The organism is Citrobacter sp. KH_055_1 (assembly GCF_057838705.1).
On sequence record NZ_CM174473.1, the window covers coordinates 3,771,593 to 3,797,261 of the forward strand.

Genomic DNA, 25,669 nt, shown 5'->3' on the forward strand with positions numbered 1-25,669 from the left:
AAAATGAATAAAAACATCATATTTCTACATCTTGAAAGTCTCAATCAGACAATTTTTAGCCACAGGGAATGGTTTCCATTCCTTAGCAAAGTAAATTCGAAATCCATTAGGTTTAACAACTTCATATCCAGCGCGACATCTTCACTTATGGCCTTTAGCGACCTGTTACATGGCGAAGACAATACGCTTGAGCATAATACTCACCTCGAGACAAATATTACCCTTAAGCGTCGCTGCCCGCCACTTTTTGATACCCTGAAACAACATGGTTATCGTACAGCAGGAATGGGATATCCTAAAAACTGGGCCAATGTTGATTCAATATGGAGCGAAATAGACTCATTCAACTGGTACGACACATCGGCGACCATGCTCGCTGAAATGCGCCAGGTCGTGTCACAGACTGAGCCTTTTGCTTTATATTTATGGAACTTAAGCAGCCATCTTTGTTACCACGATGAGATAAAAAAAGGCGGTAAAAACAGTCTCGACAGATGGCAACGCGGATACCAAAGTATGGATATAATGATTGGCCAAACGATTAAAATACTACTCGATGCAGGAAAACTGGACAATACTATTATTGTCGGGTTCGGCGACCATGGTGATGATTTCTGGGGGCATGGATTTAATGGTGGATACGCCCATGGAATAGAGCCATATACTTCATTAGTGCACACCCCCGCGTTTATTTTCTGTCCGGGAATGAAATCTTGCGATATAAATCACATGGTTAGCATGGTTGATCTGCATAACACTACTTTAAATTTACTGACGATTCCTACAACACCTTGTGAAGATAATCAATTTTTCGCCTTAACGCCCAAACGTAAGGTCTGTTTTAGTCGTAATCTCTTTTCCCAACAAAAAAGTCTGCACAATGGTAGCCCATTAAAGAAGGGGTATGCTGCCACTAATGAGTATTTCCATTTATTGAAGGTGGATAAAAAATATCAGATGTTTTTATGGAAAACTGACCCAACAAACCAGCTTGATATTTTAAGTTTATTAAAATATAACAAATCTGCAATCCCTTTTATCGATCTTGAAAAAGTAAACCGACAGCGAGTGGGAGGAGCACACCCACATATCACACATTTTTTCTCCCCCGATATGGCACAGGTTATCGCTGATAATTTTCATGATTTGCAGCAACAACTTGAATTATGGATTGGTGGAAAGAAAGTCCTGCGATAATAAACATCAATCATTAACCTATTTTTTATTAAGAAAATAATGAAATTACATACTACTTCATCACCACATTGCAAAATTTGCGATACTGAAGCTGATATTTATGGCGTAACTGACTTTAATGTTTCTTGCTATGGAAACAACGTTCACCGATATAACTATCCGCTAAGCGGCCATGCCATCTATTATTATAAATGCAAGAACTGTGGATTGATATACAGCCACGCCTTTGATAAATGGTCTGATGCAGATTACTCCAGATACATTTACAATGACGAATATATAAAACATGATCCTAATTTTATTTGCAAAAGATCTCTTCACAACTTCAACTTACTTCGCAATGCATTCAAAAATCTACAAAATTTCCGTATGCTAGATTTTGGTTGCGGTGACGGACAGCTGGTACAGTTATTACAAGAATATGGCACAGATGTGGTTGGTTGGGACCCCTTCAATAATTCAGCCCCCATACCAAATGAAAAGTATGAGTTTATAACGTCATTTGAAGTCATGGAGCATACACCAACGCCAGTAAAGACTATGGAGATGATAGACTCTCTTTTAGATCAAAATAATGGTAAATATTTCTTTTCAACACTGACTAACGATTTCCATCTAAATAAGCTGATGAATTTTTGGTATATAGCGCCACGTAATGGACATATCACCATCTACTCTAACAAATCCCTCGATATACTTTTTTCCAAATTCGGAATGAAAGTAAAGCATATTTCAGAGCTTTATCACTTGGCTTACAAGCATAGTGAATAAATAGAAAATCATTGTATTCCATAGCAGAATAATGCCTTGGCACATATGTCCTACTTATATGTCTTGACCACCTCAATAATCGTGGTGGTCGAAATGGCCGGTGTCCGAGGGAAATAAACGACGTCACAAAGATACGAGAAGCTATCAAAGCGGCCGGCCCAGTCATCCCCCATCACTAACATGTCGGCATTGAACTGGCGGATATAATCGGCTTTTAGTTCCAGCGACTCTTCGAGAAACACGCGATCCACGCATTTTAACCCCGCCACAATTCCCATCCGGTCAGACTGGCTGTACACCGGTGTCCGCCCTTTCTTAGCGATATTGAGCGCATCAGAAGAGACCCCTACCACCAGTTTCCCGCCTAACTGCTTCGCCCGTTGCAGGATATTGAGATGACCAACGTGAAATACATCAAAGGTGCCAAACGTGATGATTGTTTTCATTCTTGCCGAAAGACCTTATTACGTAACCAACACTGCGTGGCAATCTCATCCACGACCTTCTGTTCCTTGATAGCGACTTCGTCCTGCAGATCTTGCCGTTTTTCATCCAGCGTCATGGCAACGATTTTTTCCTGGCAGGCTGCTGCGATCAGGTTTTTCTGGATACGCACTTCTTTAATTTTCGCCAGCGTCTTTTCCTGCTCTTGCCAGGCAATCACCTTGCGCAGCGTGCTTTTATAGCCGGACACATTTTTGAGAGATTCAATGCCAGGAGCATCAACGCCGGGACCGGTTTTTTGCACCAGGTAGCCTAGCGCTTTGATGTTGTTTTCATAGCCAGAGCACAGCTGTTGTTGTTTCGCCAACTGCACCGTGATGTCTTTTACTGATTTATCCCGCAGGCGCTGGAGTTGCGCCAGGGTATCAAGAATCTGTCGCACGGTTATTTACCTTCTGCTTTCGATTTGACGACCGGGAAAAGAGCCTGCAGACGATTTTGTACCAGCTCCAAAGAGGCGGGTTCGCTCACCTCCTGACGCAGAAAACGCTCAATCGCCGGGAAAATTTTGACCGCTTTGTCAACGCCGGGGTCAGCGCCTGCAACATAGCCACCGAGCGGAATCAACGGTTTGATTTCCATGTAGGCGGCGTAGTTCTGTTTTAGCGCCCGGGCGGCCTGCTGGTGCTCCGGGCGGGTGACCTGGGTCATGCAGCGACTGATCGACTGGGCAATATCGATAGCGGGGTAATGCCCGCCTTCCGCCAGCTTGCGGGTCAATACGATATGCCCATCCAACACCGCGCGCGCGCAGTCAACGATCGGATCCTGCTGATCGTCCCCTTCCGCCAGCACCGTATAAATAGCGGTCATCGATCCTGTGCTTTCGCTGTTGCCCGCGCTTTCAACCAGCTTTGGGATCATGCCAAATGCCGACGGCGGATAGCCTTTGGTCGCCGGGGGTTCCCCCAGAGAAAGCGCTATTTCGCGCTGCGCCATGGCGTAACGGGTGAGCGAATCCACCAGCAGTAAAACGTGGTGGCCGCGGTCACGAAACCAGGCGGCGATAGAGTGGCACAGCTCGGTGGCTTTTAAGCGCATGAGGGGGGATTCATCCGCCGGGGCGGCGACGATAATCGATTTTGCCAGTCCTTCTGCCCCCAGCGAGTGATCGATAAATTCTTTTACTTCACGGCCGCGCTCGCCGATAAGCCCAACCACCACGATATCAGCCTTGGTCTGGCGGGTGATCATCCCCAGCAGCACGCTTTTGCCGACGCCACTCCCCGCCATTAACCCAACACGCTGGCCCTTACCGATAGTTAGTAATCCATTGATGGCCTTCACACCGACATCCAGCGGTTGATTGACCGACTGGCGGGTAAGCGGGTTGATTGACGGGGCTTGAGATGGCAGTACGTCATTGCCGGTCAGACGCCCTTTGGCATCCAGCGGTTCGCCGAGGCCGTTGACCACCCGACCCAACCAGCTTTCGCTAATCAAAATTTCCTGGGCTTTTTCTTCGGGGAACACGCGTGCACCTGCCATCAGCCCGACTGGATGTTTGAAGGGCATCAGGTAGGTAATGTCACGATTAAACCCCACTGCCTGCGCATCAATTAACGTATGGTTGGCACTTTCAACGCGGCACAGTTGGCCGGTCATCAGCGGGCATCCCACGCTCTCGAGCAAAATACCGTTCACCCGCACCAGTCGGCCGGCAACCCGGGCAAGCGGAATCGACTCAATAGCGCGCAACGCGTTGTCAAAGAATGAAGGGTCACTCACCCTGCGACTCCGGCAGCAACGTCTCTTTCAGTGCCGACATGCATTGATCGAGCCGGTGTTCGCAGCCGATATCCAGCTCGGACTTATCGGTAATGACCCGGCATTCGCCCGCCTGCAAATCGGCTGAAGGCGTCAGCCCCCATTCATTCACCTTTTCCGGCGCAGCATCTTTGATGCGATTAAACTCGTCGTTACTCAGCAGCACCTGTAACGACTCGGGCAGGGTCGGAAAGGCCGAGATCGCCTCTTCGACCAGTGAGAGGAGTTGCGTCGGTTGCAGCGCCAGTTCACAGCGAATCACCTGACGGGTCACCTTTTCAACCAGTTGCAGCAGGTCTTCCCGTTGTTTACGCTGAATGTGCGCCAGATAGTCATTCACCCGGCCAGAAATACCGTCCAGCGGTTGTGCCGCGAGGGCAAATTGTTTGCGCCCTTCCTGCTGCCCGGCGAGGCTGCCTTCGGTATACCCCTGACGAGAGCCCTCTTCCTGGCCCTTTTGATGCCCTTCCTGAAAGCCCTGTTCATGACCTTCAGTCATTCCCTGTTCAAAGCCTTTTTGCAGCCCTTCCTGGAAACCGTCCATTAACTGGCGTTGATAATCCGCCGGGGTAATCCCCGGCGTGAGCTGCTCTGTTTGCAAATGGCGCTGACGCGGAGGAAAGCGGTGCAGTCGGTAACGACCACGAATGGTTTCAATCGCCATGGTTTACTCCGCCGTCTGTTCAGCAAACAGCTGTAGCTGAATTTCACCCGCTTCTTCAAGTTCACGGGCAATCCCCATGATTTCACGGCGGATTTGTTCAATGCGACTCACCGGCACCGGGCCAAGACGCGAGGTGATCGCTTCCAGTTGCTGCGCCTGACGCTTCGGCATAACCGCATAAATAGAACGACGTAGCAGCGTCTCGGTGCCTTTCAGCGCCACCGCCCAGTCTTCCATCGGCACTTCATCGAGCAAGCGACGACGTACCTCATCAGTTTGACGGCTCAGAATAAAGAAGTCGTACATCTCATCCTGTAGCTGTTCCAGCACATCTTCATCGCGTTCACGCAGCTGGTCGAGGATCACCTGCTGGTTGCCCTGGAAGCGGTTGACGATGTCGGCAGCCTGTTTGATGCCTTTCACTTTCGAGCCATGTTCGGACAGCACCGATAAACCACGTTCAATCAGACGATCCAACTCATCGACGACGTCCCGATTCACGTCATTCAGTTTCGCCACCCGATAGAGGATCTCATTCTGCACCGACTCGTTCATATACGAGAGCACCGTGGCCGAAATTTCCGGTGTCAAAAAAGCGAGAAATACCGCCTGCAATTGCAGGTGTTCTTCCGAGATCAAGATCGCCAACTGACGCGGCTCGACCCACTGCAAACGCGCCATACGTGAGCGGATCTCATCGCCATAGATCCCATTGATTACGCTACTGGCGATTTCAGTGCCCAGCGCTTTATTTAAAATACCTTGCAGCATCGAGCGCGATGCACCATTGATGCCACTCTGCTCGCGGAACTCATCAAAGAAATTATTGATGACCTTTCTCGCCATGCTGGTTTTTACCCCGGACAGACGCGCCATATTTTCACTCAGGCGAACCACCTCTTCACGGCTGAGCTTTTGCATCACCGTCGCTGCCGCTTCCTCTCCCAGACACAACAATAGAATTGCGGCCTGTTCCAGGTAGCTGTTGGTACTGCCGTTACTTGTTGTCAATTCGCTCATTGCTGGTAATCCATTGTCTGAGAACTTCAGCTACGCGATCGGTGTCGCTCATCGCCAGTTTTTGCAGGAACTCCAGCTTCACTTCCAGACCGGAACTCTGCGAAGGCAGGCTGTCGTCGCCAGGGAAAGAAGGCAGTTCAATATTTTTGCGTTCATCATCCGCAGCGGTAAGTTGCGCTGCCGGGACAGGCATTACATCCACATCCATCACAGGCTCATGAGGACGCGGTTTTTGCCGTATCGCCGTCAGACGCTTCATCACCGGGCGCACCACGAACAACAGGAGCAGCAGCGCTAGCAGGCCGCAGCCGATCATGCGTACCCAGGCCAGAATGCTGTCATCCTTCCAGAACGGGATAACCGGTTCTACCGGGACCGCCTGCGGCACAAAGTTAAGCAGGGACAGAGACAGATTATCGCCGCGCTGGGCGTCGATACCCGCCGCATTGTTCAGCAACGCGGTCAACTGCGCGGTTTGCTCAGGCTTCCAGCCTTTCAGCGCCGGTGCGCTCTGATTAAGCACTACCGCCACATTCAAGCGGTTAACTGTAAATCCAGGACGCTGGATGTGCTGCACGCTGCGGTCATAGGAGTAATCGCGCTTGCTTTCGCTGTGTTTTGACAGCGCGGCAGGATCGCGTGAGTCGGCAGTGGTATCAGTCGCTCCAGTCGCAACCTGATTGGGGGCCAGCGGCGGACGATTGCTGAGTGAACCCGGGATCCCCATCGCGATTTGGTTGGTATCGCTATCCAGAACATTCTCTTCGCGGTTGAGTTTCGGATCGTTGCCGTAATGCTCTTTTGTTTCGTCAATATTGCTCAGATCGAGATCGGGCATCACGCTCACCCGGTAATTACCTGCCCCCACCAGCGAATCGAGCACGTTCGCCAGGCTGGCACGCGTTTTATCCTGAATGTCTTTGAGGATCTGATCGTGTTTGCGGGTCGCGGCTGAAACGGCCTCGCCCGAGGCGATCCCGTCAGTCAGCAGATTACCGGCCTGATCGACGACGCTAACTTTCGACGCATTCAGACCCGGAATACTCCCGGAAACCAGATGCACAATGGCATTGACCTGATCCATATTCAGCTTCGCGCCATAGTGCAGTCGCACCACCACCGAGGCGCTGTTTTGCGGCTCATCGCTGACGACAAACGAACTTTCTTCATTCAGTGCCAGATGCACGCGCGCGCTTTCGACAGAATCCAGCGTCATGACGCTTTGCGCCAGTTCACCTTCAAGGCTGCGCTTATAGCGGATGTTCTGCACAAATTGGCTGCTGCCCAGCACTTCGTCTTTGTCCATCAGCTCGTAGCCGCTGGGCAACATCGCCTGCACACCTTTGGCGGCAAGGGTCATTCGCGTTTTGGACAGCGCATCGTCAGGAACCAGAATCTGCCCACTTTGCGGATCGATACGGTATTCCAGCTTTTCGCCATCCAGTACGGTGACTATCTGGGATACCGGCAGGTTTTCCTGTCGACCGTACAGCGAAACGTAGCCGTGATTCCCATTCCACAGCACGCTGACAATTATCGCCGTAGCCGCAATGGCCGCTGCTGCCAGTAACGCCCAGCGCTTATTGCCGTCCAGTTTGAACGACACGGCCGGGAAGGATTGCGTTATTTTTTTTATTAATTCATTCATAGCGTTAGACTGACATACTCATCAGGTCATTGAATCCAGAAGCGACTTTATTTCTGACCTGAACCAGCGCGGAGAACGACAGCGATGCCTGTTGGCTGGCGATCATTGCCCCCGCCAGATCATCGCTTTTGCCCATCTCAACGGCCGTTTGTTGTTGCTCGGCGACCTGCTGATATTGATCAACATGATTCAGCGCCCCTTGCATAATCTGGCCAAAGGAGACCTGAGATGATGCCGACTGCGCACCAACACGGTTAATCTGCATCGGCGAGAGGATGGGCGACTGCGCGACCTCCTTCATCTGCTGCATGTCCTGCATCATTTGCGTCTGCATCGTACTGGCTGGGGCTAGGATATTTATGCTCATGACCTACTCTTAAAATGAAAAAAGTGCTCGCTGCACGACCAACGGATTCAGGAGAAGATTTCGATTCCCTGTTTTCTCATTGACGCCAGACGATAACGAAGCGCACGTGGGGTAATGCCTAGTAAATCCGCAATTTTGGTTTTATTGCCCTGATATTTGCGCATCAAGTCAGCGATATACTGATATTGCGCGCTGCGGCCATGCTGGCCCAAATTATCGCCTTCGCTTATTTGCGGACTGGGCTTAGGTTGCCATTCAGGCTCGCTCCAGGAATCGGATCCCACAGACGGAAGCCCCAAGGTATCGGGATAAATTACGCCATCTCGATTCAAAATCATGCCACGTTGAATGGCATTTTCGAGCTGGCGTACATTGCCCGGCCAGGCGTAGCTGAGTAATGCTCGCCGCGATGACTCCGAGAGTTTGATATTCTTCGCCAGTACCGTGGAGTATTTTTTGATAAAGGATTCAGCCAGAGGAATAATGTCTTCCATCCGCTCGCGCAGCGGCGGCATCGTCACCGGGATAACCGACATGCGATAATAGAGATCTTCTCTGAAACGTCCTGCGGCAACTTCGGCTTCAAGATTTTTATTGGTGCAGGCAATAAGGCGGAAGTTAAGTTTAATTAAACGATTACTGCCCAGACGTTCAACCTGTTGTTCCTGCAAAACACGCAAAATCTTCGCCTGTAGTGCTAACGGCATGTCGCCGATTTCGTCGAGCAGCAAAGTGCCATTATTGGCTAATTCCATTTTTCCCGGTACGGTCGCGACGGCCCCGGTAAATGCACCTTTGTCATAACCAAATAACGTAGCTTCGAGCATATTTTCAGGAATAGCAGCACAGTTAACGCCGATATAAGGCGCCTGAGAGTCCTGTGCAAATGCAATAGAATGTATAAATTTCGCAACACATTCTTTACCTGTCCCCGTTTCACCATGAACAAGGACAGGAACATTAAAAGCAGCAATACGCTTAGCTAGTGCAAATGCATTGATGCTGGAGGTTGCTTCGGCAATAAGTTCAAACATGATTATTTTACACTTAGAAGTAAAGTTAACATCCATAACGAGAAATATACAAAATATTCCAAAGCGAGCACATTATCGAATAATAGATATCGCCCGTGCCATGTTTTTCATCCAGTCCCTGTTCATGTTTTACTGCCCTTCCACATGGCAGCCCCTTCGAAGACTATTTTCAAATAGGTTTTTTCCTAAAAAAAGATTACCACTGGTGCTATTAACAATCTTAAATTAAAAGATAATAAAAATATTATTCATTTAAAAACAATGGGTTACAATGATTTGCGTGTAGAAATTAAGCATGGGAAAGGCATTTATAGCGCTGCCGCTAACTGGTGAGAATGTCACAGTTATATGATTAATAATTTTTTAATTATAGAACCACATCATTAATAACTTGCAGAAGAGAGGGGTAGAATATTTAATATCCAGCCCGAGATTATCGATGTTCCCATGCACCTCATTTTATAGGTCATGGTCCCCAACAAAAGAGAATAGCGTCAAGGATGCTCAAAAAATTAAATGGATTTGTATTTTCTTTGATAACGTCGGGATGTGATATTTATTCATCCACCAACAAAATTACGGCTGAGAACGTGTACCATGCTGAAATATAGTCAAACACCCGGAATCTTTAAGCTTGAAGGAAACCGGCTTGGGCGTCCATATCATCGTCTGCCGACTATGTTTACGGGTAATTTTGATACAATTGAATCACATCTCGGAAACTATTTCCTGAAGAAACACCGCACAAATATAACACTCAAGAAGATACACTGCGAGATGGATGTTATTAACAAGAGTGCTGAGTTATTAATTTCGCAAGTTGGCCATTTGGCATTTGATATTGACCGCACATTATTGTTAATGCTGCTAGGTAACTTCTATGGTCTGACGTCATCAATGATTGACGAAAAGTCATCAGAAGATTTACCTACCAAAACCGAAACCCGGTTGAAAAGTCGGCTGGCACTTGATACCTGTAATATCATTTTTAATAAAAACATATCCGGTATCCCACTCACGCTTAAGCCCGACAGCAGCACCGTCCAGACCCACTGGGCTTATCAACTGGTATTTATACTAGGCGATGATGAGAACGCCAGTTTCAGGATCTTACTCGATGATTCACATACTGATTATATTTTGAATTTGATTCGTCGTAGTGAACATGGTGATAAAAAAAAGCTGGTTGATAAACCCCACGCCCAAGCGCGTAAAAAAATACTGATCAAAGAGATTATTAATACGCTGCCGCTGACCATGAACGTGAAGATAGCCGAGATCCCGCTCAATGTTGCCGACCTGACGACCATTAAGCCGGGAGATATTTTACCCATTGCGATGCCAGATACGTTCCCGGTTTATATCGGGAAGTCCGAATTATTTAACGCCCTGATCGTCGAAGATAAAGACAAACTGTTTTTGTCCGAGTTAACGAGTAAGACTGAGAAATCCTATGAGTAAGCAACAAGATATTTTAGAGCAAGGCTTCGAGTTAACCCCGGAAGCCACCACAGCGTCTGCGGTGTCGGTCACCGAAACACTGGTGACGCGGTTAGAAGATCGTTTTTCCGAATCCATGACCCTCCTCAAGCGTATTCCGGTAACGTTAACGCTGGAAGTCTCCTCGGTAGAGATCATGCTGTCTGACCTGCTGAACATTGATGATGACACCGTCATTGAGATGGACAAACTCGCAGGGGAGCCGCTGGATATTAAAGTGAATAATATCCTGCTGGGTAAGGCCGAAGTGGTGGTAGTGAATGAAAAATATGGCCTGCGGGTCCTTGAATTCAACACGCATGAAATCAACGATCTGGCCCCATGAAACGCGCACCTACCTTCACTCTGGTACTGGGTATCTCGTTGCTCATCCTTTCTCCCTTTGCCTGTGCGCAAGGGGGAGATATCCCGTTGCTGAATGTGATTTCACACGGTAATAGCCAGGAATACAGCGTCAAGATTCAGGTTCTGCTACTGATGACGCTGGTGGGCATTCTGCCTACGCTGGTGCTGATGATGACCTGTTTTACCCGCTTTATTATTGTCCTCTCGTTGCTACGTCAGGCGCTAGGGCTGCAGCAAACGCCGCCCAACCGCATCCTGATTGGCATCGCACTGTCGTTAACCATGCTGGTAATGCGGCCCATCTGGATCAACATCTACGATCATGCCGTGGTGCCTTTTGAAAACGACCAGATTACGCTTTCTGACGCGCTAAGCACCGCCGCCTCACCGCTAAAACGCTTTATGTTGGCGCAGACCAACAAAAAAGCCATTGCGCAGATCATGACCATCGCCAATGCGCACGGTAACGCGGCAGATCAGGATCTCTCCATTGTGGTTCCCGCCTATGTCCTGAGCGAGCTGAAAACGGCCTTTCAGATAGGCTTCATGATTTACATTCCGTTCCTGGTGATCGACCTGATCGTCGCCAGCGTGTTGATGGCAATGGGCATGATGATGCTGTCACCGTTGATCGTTTCACTCCCCTTTAAGCTGATGCTCTTCGTGCTGATCGATGGCTGGGCGCTGACCGTCGGGACGCTCACCTCCAGTATTCGTGGCCTGGGGCTGGGATAATTATGTTAACGATTGATGTAGCAGCCGATATTGTCGCCAGCGGCATAAAAGTCGTGATTATCCTGGTCTGCGTGCTGGTCGTGCCCAGCCTGTTGGTCGGCCTGTTGGTCAGCATTTTCCAGGCGGTGACGCAGATTAACGAACAGACCCTCAGTTTTTTACCCAGGCTGATTGTCACGCTGGCAGTATTGGGGATTGCCGGGAAATGGATGATCGTCCAGTTGAGCGATCTCTGCGTGCATCTGTTCACTCAGGCCGCCATTCTGGTGCACTGACATGCGCGAAACCGATATCACACAGCTAAGCAGCCTGATCCTGGGCATGTGGTTTCCCTTCGTGCGCATTATGGCGTTTATACACTATGCGCCGGTGCTGGATAACGCCGCGCTGACGGTCCGCATACGTATCGTGCTGTCACTGGCGCTGGCATTCATCATTACGCCGTTGATCCCCCACCCCGTCCCCAGCAGCCTGCTGTCAATAAACAGCATCATCCTGACCGCAGAACAGTTTCTGTGGGGTATGTTGTTTGGCCTGATGCTGCAGTTTCTGTTTTTAGCACTCCAGTTAGCCGGGCAGATCCTCTCGTTTAATATGGGGATGAGTATGGCGGTGATGAACGATCCCAGCAGCGGCGCATCGACGACGGTGCTGGCGGAAATGATCAACATTTACGCGGTAATTCTGTTCTTCGCGATGGATGGACATCTGCTGCTGGTGAGTATTTTATTCAAAAGCTTTACCTACTGGCCGATTGGCAATGCGCTGCATCCGCAATCTCTGCGCACTATTTCCCTGGCGCTGGGCTGGGTATTTGCAGCCGCCACGCTGCTGGCGCTACCAACCACGTTTATCATGCTGGTTGTTCAGGGCTGCTTTGGTCTGCTGAACCGCATTGCGCCCCCACTCAACCTTTATTCCCTGGGCTTTCCTATCAATATGCTGGCGGGTCTGGTCTGTTTCGCCACCCTGCTATACAACCTGCCCGACCACTATCTGCACCTGGCGAATTTCGTCCTGCAGCAGCTCGACGCGCTAAAGGGACACTATGGCGGATAGCAGCAGCGAAGAAAAAACAGAAAAACCCTCGGCGCAAAAACTTCGCAAAGCCAGAGAGGATGGGCAGATCCCGCGTTCAAAAGACATGGGGCTTGCCGCCAGCTTGTTTGCCGCATTTATGGTGATCTCCAGCAGCTTTCCCTGGTATGAAGATTTCGTGCGCGAAAGCTTCATCAGCGTGCATCAGTACGCACAGAATATTAATGACCCGGATATCATCGGACAGTTCCTCGAACATCATCTGCTGATTCTGGCGAAATTTATTCTGACGCTGTTGCCGATGCCCGTAGCCGCCCTGTTTGCCTCGCTGGTGCCGGGTGGATGGCTGTTCCTGCCGAAGAAAATTTTACCGGACTTCAGCAAGTTAAGTCCGATTAAGGGCATAGGGCGTCTGTTCTCCACAGAGCATCTGGTGGAAACCGGAAAAATGACGCTGAAGGCTATCGTGCTTTTAATCATGCTGTGGATAACCCTGCGCAATAACTTTGCCTCGTTTCTCGGGTTACAAGAGCTATTTTTTAAACAGGCGATTAGCGATGGTCTATCACTCTACAGCAGCGTGATGCGCAACTTTGTCATCTTGTTTATCTTTTTTGCTCTCGTGGACGTTCCTCTGGCGAAAAAAATGTTCACCAAAGGGCTGAAGATGACCAAGCAGGAAATAAAAGAAGAATATAAAAACCAGGAAGGTAAACCAGAGGTTAAAGCGAGGATCCGGCGTTTGCAACGGCAAATGGCGATGGGCCAAATTCGCAAAGTGGTACCGAAGGCCAACGTAGTGATCGTCAACCCAACGCACTACGCCGTCGCCTTACAGTATGACCATGCTCGCGCCGCCGCGCCGTTCGTTGTCGCCAAAGGCACGGATGAAATTGCACTGTATATCCGCCAGGTCGCTGCAGAGAACAACATTGAAGTCGTTGAGTTTCCCAAGCTGGCACGCTCTGTTTATTACACCACCCAGGTGAATCAGCAAATTCCGTTTCAACTTTATCGGGCGATTGCCCACGTCCTGACCTACGTCCTGCAAATGAAACACTGGCGTGACGGAGCACAAGCACGCCCTTCACTGAACAGACATATTTCCATTCCAAAAGAGGTTCTTAAACTGGATGCCGAAAATAACTAAACAATTCATGGCGCTGCTGCGTAACGGCAATATCGGCGTGCCGCTGGTGATCCTGTGTATTCTGGCGATGGTGATCCTGCCGTTACCACCTGCACTTTTGGATATTCTGTTCACCTTTAACATCGTGCTGGCGGTGATGGTGCTATTGGTGGCCGTTTCCGCAAAACGACCACTCGAATTCAGCCTGTTCCCGACCATTTTGCTGATTACCACCCTGATGCGACTGACGCTAAACGTGGCGTCAACGCGCGTGGTGTTACTGCATGGCCATATGGGTGCCGGTGCCGCCGGTAAAGTGATCGAGTCCTTCGGTCAGGTGGTGATCGGCGGTAACTTCGTAGTCGGCTTTGTGGTGTTTATCATCCTGATGATCATCAACTTTATCGTGGTCACCAAAGGTGCTGAACGTATCTCCGAGGTGTCCGCCCGCTTTACGCTGGACGCGATGCCCGGTAAACAGATGGCGATTGATGCCGATCTGAATGCCGGGTTGATCAACCAGGCGCAGGCGCAAACACGACGCAAAGACGTGGCGGGTGAGGCAGATTTCTACGGTGCGATGGATGGTGCTTCAAAGTTCGTGCGTGGGGACGCTATCGCCGGGATGATGATCCTGGCCATCAACCTGATCGGCGGCGTCTGTATTGGGATCTTTAAATACGATTTAAGCGCTGAGGCCGCGTTCCAGCAATACGTGCTGATGACCATCGGTGACGGCCTGGTCGCGCAAATCCCGTCTTTGCTGCTGTCGACGGCGGCGGCGATTATCGTCACGCGCGTCAGCGACAGCGGCGATATTGCTACCGACGTACGTAGCCAGCTGCTGGCCAGCCCTTCGGTGCTCTATACCGCCACCAGCATTATGTTCGTGCTGGCCGTTGTGCCGGGCATGCCACATTTCCCGTTCCTGGCTTTTACGGCGCTGTTAGGGTTCACCGCCTGGCGCATGAGCAAGCGTCCGAAAGTCGCCGAGACTGAAGAGAAAAATCTCGAAACGCTGACCAAAACCATCACCGAAACCACCGAGCAGCAGGTCAGTTGGGAAACCATTCCGTTAATTGAGCCCATTAGCCTGAGTCTGGGCTATAAGCTGGTGGCGCTGGTCGATAAATCGAAAGGTAATCCGCTGACCCAGCGTATTCGTGGCGTGCGGCAGGTGATTTCTGACGGCAACGGCGTGTTGTTGCCTGAAATTCGTATCCGCGAAAACTTCAGACTGAAACCCACGCAGTACGCTATTTTCATCAATGGGATTAAAGCGGATGAGGCGGATATCCCCTCAGATAAGCTGATGGCGCTACCCTCCAGCGAAACTTACGGCGAAATAGATGGCGTGTTAGGGAACGACCCGGCCTACGGGATGCCCGTTACCTGGATTGTGCCGGCGCAAAAAGCCAAGGCATTAAATATGGGGTATCAGGTTATTGACAGCGCCAGCGTCATTGCCACGCACGTGAATAAGATTATTCGTCGCTATATTCCCGATCTGTTTAATTACGATGATATTACGCAGTTACATAACCGCCTGTCGTCCATGGCACCGCGTCTGGCGGAAGATCTCAGTGCAGCGCTGAATTACAGCCAGTTATTGAAGGTTTACCGGACGCTGCTTATCGAAGGCGTTTCATTACGCGATATCGTTACCATTGCCACCGTGCTGGTTGCCAGCAGCGCGACCACCAAAGATCCCATTCTGCTGACGGCAGATGTCCGTCTTGCGCTGCGTCGCAGTATTACTCACCCGTTTGTACGCAAAGATGAGCTGGCGGTCTACACGCTCAATAGTGAACTGGAGAATTTACTGGCAAACGTGGTCAATCAGGCACAGCAAAGTGGCAAAGTGATGCTCGACAGCGTACCGGTCGATCCGAATATGCTTAATCAGTTCCAGACCAATATGCCGCAGATAAAAGAACAAATGAAAGCCGCGGGGAAAGAACCGATATTGTTGGTCGCTCCACAGTTACGTCCGCTGCTCGCTCGCTATGCTCGTCTGTTCGCGCCGGGGCTACAGGTGCTGTCTTATAATGAAGTGCCGGATGAGCTGGAATTAAAAATTATGGGCGCGTTGAGCTAACGCGTGATGAGGCGGTGCTGAAAGTACCGCCTGACTATTACAGAATTGTATTTTCCGTCAGAATTCGTCGGGCACCGAGATAATGATCCTGCCAGAAAGGTTCGGACAAGGTGCTGACCCGGATCGTTTCGCCGGTACGTGGCGACTCAATAAATTGCCCCTGCCCCAAATAGACCCCCATATGATCGGCAATATCCCGGCTGTGAATATGGAAAAACAGTAAATCACCACGACGTAAATCGCGATTAGAGACAATTGTCGCCCGCCGATAGTGATACATTTCATTGGCAGTACGGGGCAGTTTCGCCGCCAGAATTTTATTGTAGGCATAGAAAACGAGCCCGCTGCAGTCAAAGCCTTCATCCGGACGGGTTCCCCCCCACAGATACGGTTTACCTAACTGTTGCTCAAGGCGATGAATCGCCACTTCGGTGATGTTGTGCAGGTGATCGCTACTGAGAAAATGAGGATTTTCGGCGAGTTCCTGCCAGCGATGATCGCTGGCTTTAAGCGGACCTGGGAACCACTCCGGGTGCTGTTTAATCTGCACGCGATTCTGCTGGCGCAGTGCCTTTTTACTTTCCGCATTACCTTCTACCACGTAGCTGGCCTGCTTTTTTACCTGCACATGATACTGCTTGAGTAACCGGGCACGATTACGCATACGCAACTGCGCCGCATAGTTTAAGGGGGTATTTGATAAGACAGGCTGAACTTTGGCGATACACGGTAATGACAACACGACACACAAAGACAGCAGGCCCGGCAAAAGGCGTCGGGGTGCAGTGGCAAAAGACATGAAAAAAGAATACCTGGTCAAACACGTTCGGCGCAGTGTACTGCTATTGGCGGGATATCTTTTTTAATATTTGATTATTAATAGATTAATTTTTTAAATTCAATAGATTAGAAAGTCAGTATTAATCTTATGCAATGGACGGATAGCAGCGACAAATTACGCCGCTGTCTGACTGCCTTTAAGTCCAATGTTGCGTATAAAGAGAAACTAAAGTGTAAACGCAGCACGAGAGACTTGCGAAAAACTTTCTTGGTGCTAATGTGAGCGCTCCAAATCCAGATTTATCCGATTTGGCGACTCTATTTGCCGTCCTGGCGTGTGTAACCGTTTTATCAAGGAATAAGCAGTATGCGTAAAATCGCATTTTTTCTTGCGATGCTTTTATTACCGTGCGTTTCATTTGCCGGTTTGCTGAGCAGTAGCAGTCCAACTGCACCTGTCAGCAAAGAATATAAGCAGCAATTGATGGGATCTCCTGTCTATATTCAGATCTTTAAAGAAGAACGCACGCTGGATCTGTACGTCAAGATGGGCGAACAGTATCAATTGCTCGACAGCTACAAGATCTGTAACTATTCCGGCGGGTTAGGACCCAAGCAACGTCAGGGCGATTTTAAAAGCCCGGAAGGGTTTTACAGCGTACAACGCGGTCAGCTCAAACCGGATAGCCGCTTCTATAAAGCGATTAATATTGGCTTTCCCAACGCCTATGACCGCGCGCACGGGTACGAAGGTAAATACCTGATGATCCACGGCGCCTGCGTTTCTGTCGGCTGCTATGCCATGACCGACAACGGCATTGATGAGATTTTCCAGTTTGTCACTGGGGCGTTAGTATTTGGCCAGTCCAGCGTGCAGGTCAGCATTTACCCGTTCCGCATGACCGATGCCAACATGAAGCGCCACCAGAACTCGTATTACAAAGAGTTCTGGTCACAGCTAAAACCGGGATACGACTATTTTGAACAGACGCGTAAGCCACCGACTGTTTCCGTGGTCGATGGTCGTTACGTCGTTAGCAAACCGTTGAGCCATGAAGTGATTCAGCCACAGCTGGCGTCAAACTACACGCTCCCCGAGACAAAATAGCGCCCATTCACCTGGCATAATCTTTTGCCAGGTTTCATTGCCCGTCAGCGGCTGCGTAGCGATCACGGTGACCACATCATTGGGTGTGGTCTCGGAGCTAAAGTCGATTTCTACATCCTGATCCAATAACGTCGCCACGCCGAAAGGTGCGCGGCGGGTGATCCAGAACAGATTGGTCGAACAGAACGCCATCACATAGCGCCCGTCGGACAACAACATGTTGAAAACGCCCTTCTCACGCAGTTCCCCGGCCAGGACGGCAATATATTTAAACACCGCAGTCATGTTGCCCGGCGTACGCGGATAACGTTCAACCAGCTTATGTAGCAGCCAGCAGAACGCTTTTTCGCTGTCGGTTTCTCCGACCGGACGAAAATTACCGGTTTCCAGCGATTTATAACCGCTTAGCTGTCCGTTATGGGCATAGGTCCAGTTGCGCCCCCACAGTTCACGCGTGAACGGATGGGTATTTTCCAGCGCCACTTCTCCCCGATTCGCCTGACGAATATGAGCAATCACGGAACAGGATTTGATGGGATAGTCTTGTACCAGTTTGGCGATAGGCGAATTAAAGCTGGGTTGCGGATCTTTAAATGTACGGCAACCCTTACCTTCATAAAACGTAATCCCCCAGCCGTCTTTGTGCGGCCCGGTACCTCCCCCGCGCTGAACCAGCCCGGTGAAGCTAAAGCAAATATCGGTTGGCACGTTGGCGCTCATCCCGAGCAGTTCGCACATATATCACCTACCTTAAAACGCTGAACTGCCTGATGGCGTTACACTTATCAGGCCTACGCAAAACGCAAGTAGGCCGGATAAGGCTTCAGCCGCCATCCGGCAATAGCCTTCTTACTTAACCATCTCTTTTTCGATCAGCTGAATCAGAATATGAATCACTTTAATGTGAATTTCCTGAATACGGTCAGCATAGCCAAAGTGCGGGACGCGAATTTCAATGTCGGCGCTGCCGGCCATTTTGCCGCCATCTTTCCCGGTCAGGGTGATGACTTTCATTCCTTTCTCACGTGCAGCGGCAATGGCTTTAATCACGTTTGCCGAGTTACCGGAGGTCGAAATGCCTAACAGGACATCCCCTTCACGCCCTACCGCTTCAACATAGCGAGAGAAAATATAATCGTAACCGAAATCATTGCTGACGCAGGAGATATGGCTGACATCAGAGATAGCGATCGCCGGATAGCCCGGACGGTTTTCACGGTAGCGCCCGGTCAGCTCTTCAGCAAAGTGCATTGCGTCGCAATGGGAGCCGCCGTTACCGCAGGAAAGTACCTTGCCACCCGCTTTAAAACTGTCTGCCAGCAGGACCGCCGCGCGCTGAATAGCGTGAATATTGGCGTCATCTTTTAAAAAATTAGCCAGCGTTTCCGCCGCTTCGCTCAGTTCGTTACGAATAAGATCCTGGTACATGAGGATATCCTTCAGCATGAATGTAAATGACAAGATGCAGTGTACCGGATAGCACTACAGGCGAGAAGCATAAGCCACAGGAATGGCTGTGGCTTTTGATTTTTTGTGCCGGTGAAAACAACAACAATGTGAGCTTTGTTGTAATTATTTTGTAAACACATTGCTAAAAGAATTTACATCCACTACAACCATATCATCACAAGTGGTCAGACCTCCTACAAGCAAGGGAGCTTTTCGATATGATGATTTTGAGTATTCTCGCAACGATTGTTCTGCTCGGCGTATTGTTTTATCACCGCGTGAGCTTGTTTCTCAGCAGCGTAATTTTGCTCGCATGGACGGCTGCGCTCGGCGTAGCTGGCCTGTGGTCGGTCTGGCTGCTGGTTCCTCTGGCCATTATTCTGGTGCCGTTTAACTTTACGCCGATGCGTAAATCCATGATCTCTGCGCCAGTGTTCCGCGGCTTCCGTAAGGTTATGCCGCCGATGTCGCGCACCGAGAAAGAAGCAATTGATGCCGGTACCACCTGGTGGGAAGGCGATCTGTTCCAGGGCAAACCGGACTGGAAGAAATTGCACAGCTATCCGCAGCCACGCCTGACGGCAGAAGAGCAGGCCTTTATTGACGGTCCGGTCGAAGAAGCGTGCCGCATGGCAAACGACTTCCAGATCACCCATGAATTAGCGGATCTGCCGCCAGAACTGTGGGCGTATCTGAAAGAGCACCGCTTTTTCGCGATGATCATCAAGAAAGAGTATGGCGGTCTGGAATTCTCTGCTTATGCACAGGCTCGCGTACTGCAAAAACTCTCCGGCGTCTCCGGGATCCTGGCGATCACCGTTGGCGTACCTAACTCATTAGGCCCGGGTGAACTGCTGCAACATTACGGCACCGAAGAACAGAAAAACCATTATTTGCCGCGTCTGGCGCGTGGTCAGGAAATCCCTTGCTTTGCGCTGACCAGCCCGGAAGCGGGCTCCGATGCAGGGGCGATTCCGGATACCGGCGTAGTTTGCATGGGTGAATGGCAGGGTCAGCAGGTGCTGGGTATGCGCCTGACCTGGAACAAACGCTATATCACGCTGGCCCCTATCGCCACCGTGCTGGGCCTGGCGTTTAAACTCTCCGACCCGGAAAAACTGCTGGGCGGCGAGGAAGATCTGGGCATTACCTGCGCGCTGATCCCCACCTCAACACCGGGCGTAGAAATTGGTCGTCGCCACTTCCCGCTGAACGTCCCGTTCCAGAACGGTCCGACGCTGGGTAAAGATGTTTTTGTACCGATTGATTACATTATCGGTGGCCCGAAGATGGCCGGTCAGGGCTGGCGTATGCTGGTGGAATGTCTGTCTGTGGGGCGCGGCATTACGCTGCCATCTAACTCGACAGGTGGCGTGAAATCGGTTGCCATGGCAACAGGTGCCTATGCGCATATTCGTCGCCAGTTCAAAATCTCTATCGGCAAGATGGAAGGTATTGAAGAACCGCTGGCGCGTATTGCCGGTAACGCCTACGTGATGGACGCCGCGGCGTCGCTGATTACCTACGGTATTATGCTCGGCGAAAAACCAGCGGTACTTTCCGCCATCGTGAAATATCACTGTACCCACCGCGGGCAGCAGTCAATCATCGATGCGATGGATATCACTGGCGGTAAAGGCATTATGCTGGGCGAAAGCAACTTCCTGGCGCGTGCTTACCAGGGCGCCCCGATCGCCATCACCGTTGAAGGTGCCAATATTCTGACCCGTAGCATGATGATCTTCGGCCAGGGGGCAATTCGTTGCCATCCGTACGTGCTGGAAGAGATGGCGGCGGCGCAGAACAACGATGTGAATGCGTTCGATAAGCTGCTGTTTAAGCACATTGGTCACGTCGGCAGCAATAAGGTACGCAGTTTCTGGCTCGGTCTGACGCGCGGGCTTACCAGCAGCACGCCAACCGGTGATGCCACCAAACGTTACTACCAGCACCTGAACCGTCTGAGTGCCAACCTGGCATTACTCTCAGATGTCTCCATGGCCGTGCTGGGCGGTAGTCTGAAGCGTCGCGAGCGTATCTCCGCGCGTCTGGGCGATGTGTTAAGTCAGCTGTATCTGGCTTCCGCCGTGCTGAAGCGTTATGACGACGAAGGCCGCCATGAAGCCGACCTGCCGCTGGTTCACTGGGGCGTACAGGATGCGTTGTATAAAGCGGAACAGGCGATGGACGATCTGCTGCAAAACTTCCCGAACCGTTTCGTTGCCGGGCTGCTGAATGTGGTTATCTTCCCGACCGGTCGCCACTACCATGCGCCTTCTGACAAACTGGATCATAAAGTTGCCAAGATTTTGCAGGTGCCGAGCGCAACCCGTTCACGCATCGGTCGCGGTCAGTACCTGACGCCAAGCCAATACAATCCGGTCGGCTTGTTGGAAGAAGCGTTGCTGGACGTGATTGCCGCCGACCCTATCCACCAGCGTATCAGCAAAGAGCTGGGTAAAAACCTGCCGTTTACCCGCCTGGATGAACTGGCGCGTAACGCGCTGGCAAAAGGGTTGATTGATAAAGACGAAGCCGCGATTCTGGTGAAAGCGGAAGAGAGCCGTCTGCGCAGCATCAACGTGGATGATTTTGACCCTGAGGAGCTGGCGACCCAGCCGGTAAAGTTGCCAGAGAAAGTGCGTAAAGTCGAAGCGGCATAGCGATCGCGCACGACTTCCAGCCCCGCTTAACGCGGGGCTTTTTATTGCCACATTTTCGGTAATGCTCATGCTACAGTGTCAAAATGCTGTTCAACGAGGAGCCTCGATTGTGCCTGGTTTGAAAATTACCCTACTGCAACAACCACTGATCTGGATGGATGGCCCGGCTAACCTGCGCCATTTCGACCGACAGCTTGAAACCATCACCGGACGAGACGTCATTGTATTGCCCGAGATGTTTACCAGCGGCTTTGCGATGGAAGCGGCCAGCACGTCGCTTACGCAGGAAGAGGTTGTTCGCTGGATGCACGCCAAAGCGCAGCAGACAAATGCGCTAATCGCCGGCAGCGCCGCGTTACAGTCAGAACGTGGCCCGGTAAATCGTTTTTTACTGGTAGAACCCGAAGGATGCGTTCATTTTTATGATAAACGCCACCTGTTCCGCATGGCGAACGAGCACCAGTATTATCAGGCTGGAGAAGAACGCGTCATTGTTCAATGGCGCGGCTGGCGTATTTTACCGCTGGTCTGTTATGACCTGCGGTTTCCGGTATGGTCACGCAATCGCGAGGATTATGACCTGGCATTATATGTCGCAAACTGGCCTGCACCACGCTCACTGCACTGGCAGGCACTGCTGGTCGCCCGGGCAATTGAGAACCAAGCTTATGTAGCAGGATGTAACCGGGTTGGTAGCGATGGCAATGGCCATCATTATCGCGGGGACAGCCGGGTAATTAACCCGCAAGGGGAAATTATTGCCACCGCCGAGGCGCACCAGGCCACGCGGATTGATGCTGAGCTGTCGCTTACAGCATTGCGGGAGTATCGCGAGAAGTTTCCAGCCTGGCAGGATGCCGACCCGTTTACGCTATAGAGATATATCTTCTCTCCCGTTACGGAACGGTTTCCCCGTGGCGGGATTGTTTCACTCCGTAACTAACCGCAAAACAAATTCGCGTGGCGACATGCCTCAGGCAACGTATTCTGAAAATGATAATCACACGTAAATTCCCTTATCAGGATATCAAAATGAAGAAATTTGTACGCATGACTTTGCTGGCTGCTACCCTGGCGGGTGCCTCCTTTAGCACACTTGCAGCAAACGTATCCAACGTTCCGGCCCCGGCCCAGGATCCAGTGGTACAGCACCTGAAACTGAGCAATGACCAGGTGGCGCAGATTAAAAAGCTGCACCAACAGCTGGAAACCAATGTCAGCCAGATTTCGGTGAACGACGTTAAAGACGGCGTGCTGATTGACGTGATCAAGTCCGGAAAATGGGATGATGCCGCTGTTAAGAAACAGCTTGCCGCGTTCAGCAACATCGAACAGCAGGCACGTTACTACCGCGTGAAATACTACTTTGACCTGAGCAAAGTCCTCACGCCTGAGCAGCGTAAGCTGGTGCAAAAAGATATCGCACAGACGCTGGGCGAGTAATGGCATAAGCCTGAACCAGCAATGGTTCAGGCTGTCAGCTCAGGCATTATTTCTTGCGCAAACAGAAATCCCTGCACAGCATCGGCACCGCTTACGCGACAGATGGCATAATCCTCCTGCGTTTCCACCCCCTCGATCACCACCCGCTCGCCCAGCCCGCGAAACTGGTTGATGAGAACTCTCAGCTGCCACTCCGATTCTCTGAACTGATGAAACATTCCGCTTTCAATTTTGATGGCATCGAACCGAACCCCAGACAGTCGCCAGACAAAAAATAGCTCGGGCGATACATCATCCAGCCAGACGCGGAACCCGTGGCGCACCAGGGCTCTTATCGCAATACACACCGCCTGCTGTTCTGACTTTTCCAGACGCATCATGGTGCCTGGGTCCTGAATTTCGATCACAATACGCCCTTGATGCGCCCGTTTAATCAATCGTGTCACCCACGACATGCAGGTCAGCATCCGGACAGACACATTCAGGGAGTAGCTTCCCGGCAGCGCCAGTACCCGCTGCATTTGCCAAAGAAAGAGTTGCTGCTTCGCGGTTGTGGAAAGGTGCTTGAAAAAGAGATCCAGCGGTAACGACGTCCGAACCTGACTCAACACCTCACGGACATCCAGCGAGGCGTCATCAAAAAAATGAATGCGCTGTAAACGGATCCCGGTTATCCGCAGCAGCTCGGCATTGCGGGGACGTGCGGGTAGATATTGAGCCTGTTCGTTTGGTCTGTTCATGTCATTCCATTTTTTGATTAAAAGGGCGTCGGGCATCCTGCAGCCAGGGGATACGGCGATCGTTCGGGTATTCACGATAAAAGCGTGCCGCCAGACGACGTGCTGCGGGCATGTCGCGCTGCTTGAGCGCCAGCAAGATTTGGATGTAGGAGACGTTCGGGTCAGGATGAACACGTACATAGTCAGGCGCCCAGCGTTGAACGTGCGCCAGCCAGCGGGTATCCCGGGTTCGCTGATAACGTTGCACATCGCCCATTGCAACATCAAACCGGTAGCGACTGACCAGCAACCAGCCCCCTACCGGGATCGATTTGGCCAGTCGCCACTGCTCTGCCCGCCGCTCCACCATCGTCAACTGCTGCTGCGTTTGTAGCGTGAGGAGCAATACCGGTGTTAAAAGCAAAAATGTAATAAACGCGGTCACGCACATCCCTTTCGTCACCGACAGCGCCAGCCGATACGCGTTTTCCGTGCGATCCGCACAACGTAGCAGCAGGATCAGCAGCAGCCAGTGAGGCGTCGACTGCCTGACGGGATATTCAGTCAGCATATGAATCGCCACCGGCAGCGCCGCCACCATGCAGGCGCGGTGCCAGCGATCGCCACGCCGCCAGAGCCAGAACCCTCCGGCAATAAAACAGAGCGTGCCCGCCAGTCCGACCATGCCGCCTTCGACCATCCATAGCACCAGCTCGTTGTGCGGGTGCGACATGCTGCTCAGTCCCAGATGGCCCGCGCGGTCAAGAAACAGAGCGGGAAAGCTGCCGATGCCCCAGCCCGTCCACGGTCGCGCCATAAACAGGGCCAGCGACGTTTTCAATACCGTCCAGCGCACCTGCGATGACGTCAGGTGCTCGACCGTCGCAACGGACATAACATGGCGCGCGGCCGCTCCTGCTAGCATTCCGACCACCAGCGGCAGCACAAGAAGCAGTAACGTCCGCCGCCGGGCGGGGAAAATCACCAGCAGCAGCGCTTCACCGACGAACAGTGACAAATACCCGGTTTGCGACTGTGATTCATGCAGCACAAACCCCATCACACCAAGGGCAAACACCATGGCGATTCTCTTTCTGCCGCGTAGTCGCAGGGCCAACACTACCGACAGCAGGGTGCCGCAGGCGGTGAAGCTGGCCATCAGGTTAACCTGCTGAAAAATGCCGTAGGGCCGCGTACTGCGCCACCAGGCAAACTCCCAGTAGCCCACGCCCGGTAGATGCCAATACTGATAGACGAAGACGAGGCACTCGATAAGGCTGGCTCCCCATAACAGCGCCAGTAATGTCGTCAGGGTGTTCGCCGCCAGCGGAATTTGCAGCACCACCAGATAAACCAGCACACCGCCCAACAGCGCCCCAGCCACCAGCAGTGACTCAGGTTGCCAGACAGCGGGCGTCATCAGACAGAGCAACGTCAGAATAAGTGAGCCTGCGATAAACCCGACGGCAGGCAAGGTGACGCGCCAGACCTGGCGAGGGGGTCGTACGGATACGCAGCCGGCTAATACAACCGCGTAGATCCATGCCAAAATATTGAGCGGTAACGACAGGCTGCTGCCGCCATTATTCGGCCAGTAAAGGTGCATTGCCCCGCACCAGTAAAACAGGCTGAGCCCGAGAAATACTCTCTGCGCAGGCAGCGGGGCAAGGCGATTCAGTGTGTTTTTCAT

The 25,669-nt window shown here is 51.3% G+C and carries 26 protein-coding genes; 13 read left to right on the forward strand and 13 right to left on the reverse strand.

Annotated features, from left to right (window positions below):
- The first annotated feature begins 3 nt into the window (after window positions 1-3).
- Both AC3ITF_RS17780 and AC3ITF_RS17785 read left to right on the forward strand, forming a co-directional pair.
- On the forward strand, window positions 4-1,197 hold the full coding sequence (locus tag AC3ITF_RS17780; protein ID WP_489175895.1) for a sulfatase-like hydrolase/transferase: 1,194 nt from the start codon (window positions 4-6) through the stop codon (window positions 1,195-1,197).
- A 39-nt stretch (window positions 1,198-1,236) separates the two neighbouring features.
- Complete coding sequence (locus tag AC3ITF_RS17785) at window positions 1,237-1,968, forward strand: class I SAM-dependent methyltransferase (protein WP_489175896.1); 732 nt, start codon at window positions 1,237-1,239, stop codon at window positions 1,966-1,968.
- 50 nt (window positions 1,969-2,018) lie between these two features.
- On the opposite strand, the gene AC3ITF_RS17790 is transcribed toward AC3ITF_RS17785, so the two are convergent.
- The 8 genes from AC3ITF_RS17790 to AC3ITF_RS17825 are packed head-to-tail and all read right to left on the reverse strand — an operon-like array spanning window position 2,019 to window position 8,972.
- Window positions 2,019-2,414 carry an FAD synthase family protein gene (locus tag AC3ITF_RS17790; RefSeq protein ID WP_146717502.1) on the reverse strand — a complete coding sequence of 132 codons (396 nt, stop codon included), beginning with the start codon at window positions 2,412-2,414 and terminating at the stop codon, window positions 2,019-2,021.
- A complete protein-coding gene (gene fliJ, locus AC3ITF_RS17795; protein WP_489175897.1) occupies window positions 2,411-2,854 on the reverse strand; it encodes a flagellar export protein FliJ in 444 nt (147 codons plus the stop codon). Before fliJ ends, AC3ITF_RS17790 begins: the two co-directional genes overlap by 4 nt.
- Window positions 2,855-2,856: 2 nt before the next feature.
- Window positions 2,857-4,200, reverse strand: coding sequence for a flagellar protein export ATPase FliI (gene fliI, locus AC3ITF_RS17800; RefSeq protein WP_489175898.1), 1,344 nt, complete (start codon window positions 4,198-4,200; stop codon window positions 2,857-2,859).
- A complete protein-coding gene (gene fliH, locus AC3ITF_RS17805) occupies window positions 4,193-4,903 on the reverse strand; it encodes a flagellar assembly protein FliH (RefSeq protein ID WP_489175899.1) in 711 nt (236 codons plus the stop codon). The genes fliI and fliH overlap by 8 nt, the downstream gene beginning before the upstream one ends.
- A 3-nt stretch (window positions 4,904-4,906) precedes the next feature.
- Window positions 4,907-5,923 carry a flagellar motor switch protein FliG gene (locus tag AC3ITF_RS17810; RefSeq protein WP_117342014.1) on the reverse strand — a complete coding sequence of 339 codons (1,017 nt, stop codon included), beginning with the start codon at window positions 5,921-5,923 and terminating at the stop codon, window positions 4,907-4,909.
- Window positions 5,901-7,571, reverse strand: coding sequence for a flagellar basal-body MS-ring/collar protein FliF (gene fliF, locus AC3ITF_RS17815; RefSeq protein WP_181218985.1), 1,671 nt, complete (start codon window positions 7,569-7,571; stop codon window positions 5,901-5,903). Before fliF ends, AC3ITF_RS17810 begins: the two co-directional genes overlap by 23 nt.
- A gap of 4 nt (window positions 7,572-7,575) precedes the next feature.
- On the reverse strand, window positions 7,576-7,938 hold the full coding sequence (gene fliE / locus AC3ITF_RS17820; protein ID WP_117342012.1) for a flagellar hook-basal body complex protein FliE: 363 nt from the start codon (window positions 7,936-7,938) through the stop codon (window positions 7,576-7,578).
- Between the two features lie 47 nt (window positions 7,939-7,985).
- Window positions 7,986-8,972, reverse strand: a complete 987-nt coding sequence (locus tag AC3ITF_RS17825; RefSeq protein ID WP_117342011.1) for a sigma-54 interaction domain-containing protein — start codon at window positions 8,970-8,972, stop codon at window positions 7,986-7,988.
- Window positions 8,973-9,569: 597 nt separating this feature from the next.
- On the opposite strand from AC3ITF_RS17825, the gene AC3ITF_RS17830 reads away from it, so the two are divergent.
- From AC3ITF_RS17830 to flhA, 7 genes are read left to right on the forward strand one after another with little or no spacing between them, the layout of a single operon-like run.
- Window positions 9,570-10,433: a FliM/FliN family flagellar motor switch protein gene (locus AC3ITF_RS17830; RefSeq protein WP_489175900.1), complete on the forward strand. Its 864-nt coding sequence runs from the start codon at window positions 9,570-9,572 to the stop codon at window positions 10,431-10,433.
- On the forward strand, window positions 10,426-10,797 hold the full coding sequence (locus AC3ITF_RS17835; RefSeq protein ID WP_117342009.1) for a FliM/FliN family flagellar motor switch protein: 372 nt from the start codon (window positions 10,426-10,428) through the stop codon (window positions 10,795-10,797). The genes AC3ITF_RS17830 and AC3ITF_RS17835 overlap by 8 nt, the downstream gene beginning before the upstream one ends.
- Entirely contained in the window at window positions 10,794-11,552 is a 759-nt protein-coding gene (gene fliP / locus AC3ITF_RS17840; RefSeq protein ID WP_117342008.1) for a flagellar type III secretion system pore protein FliP, read from the forward strand. Before AC3ITF_RS17835 ends, fliP begins: the two co-directional genes overlap by 4 nt.
- Window positions 11,553-11,554: 2 nt before the next feature.
- Window positions 11,555-11,827 (forward strand): flagellar biosynthetic protein FliQ, encoded by a 273-nt coding sequence (locus AC3ITF_RS17845; RefSeq protein WP_117342007.1) that lies wholly within the window; start codon window positions 11,555-11,557, stop codon window positions 11,825-11,827.
- A gap of 1 nt (window position 11,828) precedes the next feature.
- Complete coding sequence (gene fliR, locus AC3ITF_RS17850; protein ID WP_117342006.1) at window positions 11,829-12,611, forward strand: flagellar biosynthetic protein FliR; 783 nt, start codon at window positions 11,829-11,831, stop codon at window positions 12,609-12,611.
- Window positions 12,601-13,740, forward strand: a complete 1,140-nt coding sequence (gene flhB, locus AC3ITF_RS17855) for a flagellar biosynthesis protein FlhB (protein WP_137363204.1) — start codon at window positions 12,601-12,603, stop codon at window positions 13,738-13,740. Before fliR ends, flhB begins: the two co-directional genes overlap by 11 nt.
- A complete protein-coding gene (gene flhA, locus AC3ITF_RS17860; protein WP_117342004.1) occupies window positions 13,724-15,817 on the forward strand; it encodes a flagellar biosynthesis protein FlhA in 2,094 nt (697 codons plus the stop codon). Before flhB ends, flhA begins: the two co-directional genes overlap by 17 nt.
- A gap of 37 nt (window positions 15,818-15,854) precedes the next feature.
- Here flhA and AC3ITF_RS17865 read toward each other — a convergent pair whose 3' ends face one another.
- Complete coding sequence (locus tag AC3ITF_RS17865) at window positions 15,855-16,616, reverse strand: C40 family peptidase (RefSeq protein WP_096758196.1); 762 nt, start codon at window positions 16,614-16,616, stop codon at window positions 15,855-15,857.
- A gap of 348 nt (window positions 16,617-16,964) precedes the next feature.
- Here AC3ITF_RS17865 and dpaA point away from each other — a divergent pair, with 348 nt between their 5' ends.
- Window positions 16,965-17,705, forward strand: coding sequence for a peptidoglycan meso-diaminopimelic acid protein amidase (dpaA, locus tag AC3ITF_RS17870; protein ID WP_117342003.1), 741 nt, complete (start codon window positions 16,965-16,967; stop codon window positions 17,703-17,705).
- Here dpaA and AC3ITF_RS17875 read toward each other — a convergent pair.
- Window positions 17,676-18,443 (reverse strand): class II glutamine amidotransferase, encoded by a 768-nt coding sequence (locus AC3ITF_RS17875; RefSeq protein ID WP_115259356.1) that lies wholly within the window; start codon window positions 18,441-18,443, stop codon window positions 17,676-17,678. The two genes, dpaA and AC3ITF_RS17875, sit on opposite strands and share 30 nt — an antisense overlap.
- Before the next feature lie 111 nt (window positions 18,444-18,554).
- The gene (gene lpcA, locus AC3ITF_RS17880; RefSeq protein ID WP_096758199.1) at window positions 18,555-19,133 is read right to left on the reverse strand and encodes a D-sedoheptulose 7-phosphate isomerase; all 579 of its coding nucleotides are present in this window, start codon (window positions 19,131-19,133) and stop codon (window positions 18,555-18,557) included.
- A 239-nt stretch (window positions 19,134-19,372) separates the two neighbouring features.
- Here lpcA and fadE point away from each other — a divergent pair, with 239 nt between their 5' ends.
- The 3 genes from fadE to AC3ITF_RS17895 all read left to right on the forward strand — a co-directional run bounded on the left by fadE (window position 19,373) and on the right by AC3ITF_RS17895 (window position 23,260).
- Window positions 19,373-21,817 carry an acyl-CoA dehydrogenase FadE gene (fadE, locus tag AC3ITF_RS17885; protein WP_181625021.1) on the forward strand — a complete coding sequence of 815 codons (2,445 nt, stop codon included), beginning with the start codon at window positions 19,373-19,375 and terminating at the stop codon, window positions 21,815-21,817.
- A gap of 109 nt (window positions 21,818-21,926) precedes the next feature.
- Window positions 21,927-22,694 (forward strand): amidohydrolase, encoded by a 768-nt coding sequence (locus tag AC3ITF_RS17890; protein ID WP_115259360.1) that lies wholly within the window; start codon window positions 21,927-21,929, stop codon window positions 22,692-22,694.
- Window positions 22,695-22,849: 155 nt separating this feature from the next.
- A complete protein-coding gene (locus AC3ITF_RS17895) occupies window positions 22,850-23,260 on the forward strand; it encodes a Spy/CpxP family protein refolding chaperone (protein ID WP_096758202.1) in 411 nt (136 codons plus the stop codon).
- A gap of 26 nt (window positions 23,261-23,286) precedes the next feature.
- Here the strand turns inward: AC3ITF_RS17895 and AC3ITF_RS17900 are convergent, their stop codons facing one another.
- Window positions 23,287-24,000, reverse strand: a complete 714-nt coding sequence (locus AC3ITF_RS17900) for an EAL domain-containing protein (RefSeq protein WP_489175901.1) — start codon at window positions 23,998-24,000, stop codon at window positions 23,287-23,289.
- 1 nt (window position 24,001) lies between these two features.
- The gene (locus tag AC3ITF_RS17905; RefSeq protein WP_135912545.1) at window positions 24,002-25,669 is read right to left on the reverse strand and encodes an O-antigen ligase family protein; all 1,668 of its coding nucleotides are present in this window, start codon (window positions 25,667-25,669) and stop codon (window positions 24,002-24,004) included.